The 5,557-nt window shown below is 53.1% G+C and carries 2 tRNA genes and 3 rRNA genes; all 5 read left to right on the top strand.

Going from position 1 to position 5,557, the window contains the following annotated elements:
* Positions 1 to 273: 273 nt before the first annotated feature.
* The 5 genes from AAHK20_RS33385 to rrf all read left to right on the top strand — a co-directional run bounded on the left by AAHK20_RS33385 (position 274) and on the right by rrf (position 5,528).
* Positions 274 to 1,804 (top strand): 16S ribosomal RNA (locus tag AAHK20_RS33385).
* Positions 1,805 to 1,870: 66 nt separating this feature from the next.
* A tRNA-Ile gene (locus tag AAHK20_RS33380) sits at positions 1,871 to 1,947 on the top strand.
* 45 nt (positions 1,948 to 1,992) lie between these two features.
* A tRNA-Ala gene (locus tag AAHK20_RS33375) sits at positions 1,993 to 2,068 on the top strand.
* Between the two features lie 289 nt (positions 2,069 to 2,357).
* Positions 2,358 to 5,238 (top strand): 23S ribosomal RNA (locus AAHK20_RS33370).
* A 177-nt stretch (positions 5,239 to 5,415) separates the two neighbouring features.
* Positions 5,416 to 5,528, top strand: a 5S ribosomal RNA gene (gene rrf / locus AAHK20_RS33365).
* The 16S, 23S and 5S rRNA genes sit together here with 2 tRNA genes alongside, the layout of an rRNA operon.
* Positions 5,529 to 5,557 lie beyond the last annotated feature (29 nt).

The raw sequence follows: 5,557 nt of genomic DNA, 5'->3' as shown, positions 1-5,557 counted from the left end.
CATAATCTCGTTTCTCTGCTGCTGATGCAGCGACGCAAGACGGTAGCGAAGTTAGCGCTGTTTTGCGATGCGATCTTTAACAATTTACAGCCGATAAGTGTGGGCGCTTGATGGCGACGCGAGGCGGATCTTTCGGGGTCTGCTGAATAGCGAAAGTATCAAGTCTCACACAGTATTAGAGGAAGGTTTATCTGTCGAAAGACGGATTAATCATCGTCAGTACGTTGAGTGAGCGACCGGTTGGTAACACAACCGAAAACAGTAACAGGTATTGAACTGAAGAGTTTGATCCTGGCTCAGATTGAACGCTGGCGGCATGCCTTACACATGCAAGTCGAACGGCAGCACGGGGGCAACCCTGGTGGCGAGTGGCGAACGGGTGAGTAATACATCGGAACGTGTCCTGTAGTGGGGGATAGCCCGGCGAAAGCCGGATTAATACCGCATACGATCTATGGATGAAAGCGGGGGATCTTCGGACCTCGTGCTATAGGGGCGGCCGATGGCAGATTAGCTAGTTGGTGGGGTAAAGGCCCACCAAGGCGACGATCTGTAGCTGGTCTGAGAGGACGACCAGCCACACTGGGACTGAGACACGGCCCAGACTCCTACGGGAGGCAGCAGTGGGGAATTTTGGACAATGGGGGCAACCCTGATCCAGCAATGCCGCGTGTGTGAAGAAGGCCTTCGGGTTGTAAAGCACTTTTGTCCGGAAAGAAATCCTAGAGGCTAATATCCTGTGGGGATGACGGTACCGGAAGAATAAGCACCGGCTAACTACGTGCCAGCAGCCGCGGTAATACGTAGGGTGCGAGCGTTAATCGGAATTACTGGGCGTAAAGCGTGCGCAGGCGGTTCGCTAAGACCGATGTGAAATCCCCGGGCTTAACCTGGGAACTGCATTGGTGACTGGCGGGCTAGAGTATGGCAGAGGGGGGTAGAATTCCACGTGTAGCAGTGAAATGCGTAGAGATGTGGAGGAATACCGATGGCGAAGGCAGCCCCCTGGGCCAATACTGACGCTCATGCACGAAAGCGTGGGGAGCAAACAGGATTAGATACCCTGGTAGTCCACGCCCTAAACGATGTCAACTAGTTGTTGGGGATTCATTTCCTTAGTAACGTAGCTAACGCGTGAAGTTGACCGCCTGGGGAGTACGGTCGCAAGATTAAAACTCAAAGGAATTGACGGGGACCCGCACAAGCGGTGGATGATGTGGATTAATTCGATGCAACGCGAAAAACCTTACCTACCCTTGACATGGACGGAACCCTGCTGAGAGGTGGGGGTGCTCGAAAGAGAACCGTCGCACAGGTGCTGCATGGCTGTCGTCAGCTCGTGTCGTGAGATGTTGGGTTAAGTCCCGCAACGAGCGCAACCCTTGTCCTTAGTTGCTACGCAAGAGCACTCTAAGGAGACTGCCGGTGACAAACCGGAGGAAGGTGGGGATGACGTCAAGTCCTCATGGCCCTTATGGGTAGGGCTTCACACGTCATACAATGGTCGGAACAGAGGGTTGCCAAGCCGCGAGGTGGAGCCAATCCCAGAAAACCGATCGTAGTCCGGATTGCACTCTGCAACTCGAGTGCATGAAGCTGGAATCGCTAGTAATCGCGGATCAGCATGCCGCGGTGAATACGTTCCCGGGTCTTGTACACACCGCCCGTCACACCATGGGAGTGGGTTTTACCAGAAGTGGCTAGTCTAACCGCAAGGAGGACGGTCACCACGGTAGGATTCATGACTGGGGTGAAGTCGTAACAAGGTAGCCGTATCGGAAGGTGCGGCTGGATCACCTCCTTTCTCGAGCTTAAACGTGTCAAAGTTAAGCGCTCACGCTTATCGGCTGTAGATAAAGACAGGCTTAAGGGGTCTGTAGCTCAGTCGGTTAGAGCACCGTCTTGATAAGGCGGGGGTCGTTGGTTCGAATCCAACCAGACCCACCAATTGTCTGCGGTGGCTGGAGTCAGATTCCTTGGAGTGTCAGGTACGGGGGATTAGCTCAGCTGGGAGAGCACCTGCTTTGCAAGCAGGGGGTCGTCGGTTCGATCCCGTCATCCTCCACCAATCTTCAATGCGAAACGTTTGGTTCGAATGCGAACCGAGCCTTTGGCATTGGCGATTGAGCCAGTCAGAGCGATGAGTGAAAACTTATCGGCTGTCGTTCTTTAACAATCAGGAAGAAGTAGTAATGGATAGCGAAAGCGCTTAGAGATGGGCGTGGACGCTATCTGGGTTGTGATTGTATCGATGTATCTCAAGATGATTCGAACTTAATGTTCGGCTCAATTGGAATACGGCACAACGCGAAAACTCAACCTATGGCGTGTGAGTCCTTGAGACGCACTCGTTATAGGGTCAAGCGAACAAGTGCATGTGGTGGATGCCTTGGCGATCACAGGCGATGAAGGACGCGATAGCCTGCGAAAAGCTTCGGGGAGCTGGCAAATAAGCATTGATCCGAAGATGTCCGAATGGGGAAACCCGGCCCGAATGGGTCATCCTAGACTGAATACATAGGTCTAGCGAAGCGAACGCGGTGAACTGAAACATCTAAGTAACCGCAGGAAAAGAAATCAACCGAGATTCCCAAAGTAGTGGCGAGCGAAATGGGATCAGCCTTGTACCTTTTATCTTAGTTGTTAGCCGAACGCTCTGGAAAGTGCGGCCATAGCAGGTGATAGCCCTGTAGGCGAAAACAGTTAGGAAGAACTAGGGGTACGACAAGTAGGGCGGGACACGTGAAATCCTGTCTGAAGATGGGGGGACCATCCTCCAAGGCTAAATACTCGTGATCGACCGATAGTGAACCAGTACCGTGAGGGAAAGGCGAAAAGAACCCCGGGAGGGGAGTGAAATAGATCCTGAAACCGCATGCATACAAACAGTCGGAGCCTCGTAAGGGGTGACGGCGTACCTTTTGTATAATGGGTCAGCGACTTACGTTCAGTAGCAAGCTTAACTGATTAAGGCAGGCGTAGCGAAAGCGAGTCCGAATAGGGCGTTCAGTTGCTGGGCGTAGACCCGAAACCAAGTGATCTATCCATGGCCAGGTTGAAGGTGCGGTAACACGTACTGGAGGACCGAACCCACTAACGTTGAAAAGTTAGGGGATGAGCTGTGGATAGGGGTGAAAGGCTAAACAAACTTGGAAATAGCTGGTTCTCTCCGAAAACTATTTAGGTAGTGCCTCGTGTATCACCTTCGGGGGTAGAGCACTGTCATGGTTGAAGGGTCCATTGCGGATTACTTCGCCATAGCAAACTCCGAATACCGAAGAGTGCAATCACGGGAGACAGACATCGGGTGCTAACGTCCGGTGTCAAGAGGGAAACAACCCAGACCGCCAGCTAAGGTCCCCAAATATGGCTAAGTGGGAAACGAAGTGGGAAGGCTAAAACAGTCAGGAGGTTGGCTTAGAAGCAGCCATCCTTTAAAGAAAGCGTAATAGCTCACTGATCGAGTCGTCCTGCGCGGAAGATGTAACGGGGCTAAGCCATATACCGAAGCTGCGGATGCGTGCTTGCACGCATGGTAGGAGAGCGTTCCGTAAGCCTGCGAAGGTGCGTTGAAAAGCGTGCTGGAGGTATCGGAAGTGCGAATGCTGACATGAGTAGCGATAAAGGGGGTGAAAGGCCCCCTCGCCGTAAGCCCAAGGTTTCCTACGCAACGTTCATCGGCGTAGGGTGAGTCGGCCCCTAAGGCGAGGCAGAAATGCGTAGCTGATGGGAAGCAGGTCAATATTCCTGCACCATTGTTAAATGCGATGGGGGGACGGATCGCGGAAGGTTGTCCGGGTGTTGGACGTCCCGGTCGCTGCATTGGAGAAGGCGCTTAGGCAAATCCGGGCGCGGAATTCAAGGGTGTGGCGCGAGCGACTTAGGTCGCGAAGCAATTGGAAGTGGTTCCAAGAAAAGCCTCTAAGCTTCAGTTTAACAATGACCGTACCGCAAACCGACACAGGTGGGCGAGATGAGTATTCTAAGGCGCTTGAGAGAACTCGGGAGAAGGAACTCGGCAAATTGGTACCGTAACTTCGGGATAAGGTACGCCCCTGTAGCTTGACTGGCCTGCGCCAGGAGGGTGAAGGGGTTGCAATAAACTGGTGGCTGCGACTGTTTAATAAAAACACAGCACTCTGCAAACACGAAAGTGGACGTATAGGGTGTGACGCCTGCCCGGTGCCGGAAGATTAAATGATGGGGTGCAAGCTCTTGATTGAAGTCCCGGTAAACGGCGGCCGTAACTATAACGGTCCTAAGGTAGCGAAATTCCTTGTCGGGTAAGTTCCGACCTGCACGAATGGCGTAACGATGGCCACACTGTCTCCTCCCGAGACTCAGCGAAGTTGAAGTGTTTGTGATGATGCAATCTCCCCGCGGCTAGACGGAAAGACCCCATGAACCTTTACTGTAGCTTTGCATTGGACTTTGAACCGATCTGTGTAGGATAGGTGGGAGGCTATGAAACCGGAACGCTAGTTTCGGTGGAGCCGTCCTTGAAATACCACCCTGGTTTGTTTGAGGTTCTAACCTTGGCCCGTGATCCGGGTCGGGGACAGTGCATGGTAGGCAGTTTGACTGGGGCGGTCTCCTCCCAAAGTGTAACGGAGGAGTACGAAGGTACGCTAGGTACGGTCGGAAATCGTGCTGATAGTGCAATGGCATAAGCGTGCTTAACTGCGAGACCGACAAGTCGAGCAGGTGCGAAAGCAGGTCATAGTGATCCGGTGGTTCTGTATGGAAGGGCCATCGCTCAACGGATAAAAGGTACTCTGGGGATAACAGGCTGATACCGCCCAAGAGTTCATATCGACGGCGGTGTTTGGCACCTCGATGTCGGCTCATCTCATCCTGGGGCTGTAGCCGGTCCCAAGGGTATGGCTGTTCGCCATTTAAAGAGGTACGTGAGCTGGGTTTAAAACGTCGTGAGACAGTTTGGTCCCTATCTGCCGTGGGCGTTGGATATTTGAAGGGGGCTGCTCCTAGTACGAGAGGACCGGAGTGGACGAACCTCTGGTGTACCGGTTGTCACGCCAGTGGCATCGCCGGGTAGCTATGTTCGGAAGAGATAACCGCTGAAAGCATCTAAGCGGGAAACTCGCCTTAAGATGAGATATCCCCGGGGACTTGATCCCCTTGAAGGGTCGTTCGAGACCAGGACGTTGATAGGTCGGGTGTGGAAGCGCAGTAATGCGTTAAGCTAACCGATACTAATTGCCCGTACGGCTTGATCCTATAACCAGTGCGTTTTACGGCCAGTGTTTGTGCTTTAGCACTTACTCTGGGCCCATGCAGAGCATGAGCGCATCTAGGTTGAGTGATCGTTGTGCCCAATCACTACCCATCCATTACACCCCATACTTCTTCCCAGATTGGCTGTCTTGCCCACACGCAAGGCAGCAACAAGTCACGCCTGATGACCATAGCGAGTTGGTACCACCCCTTCCCATCCCGAACAGGACCGTGAAACGACTCCACGCCGATGATAGTGCGGATACCCGTGTGAAAGTAGGTAATCGTCAGGCTCCTTACCCAAGTCCACAACCCCACCCCA

It is taken from the genome of Trinickia camelliae (genome assembly GCF_053525655.1).
The sequence above is the reverse complement of the archived record's forward strand: the minus strand, read 5'-3'. Positions and strand labels throughout refer to the sequence as shown.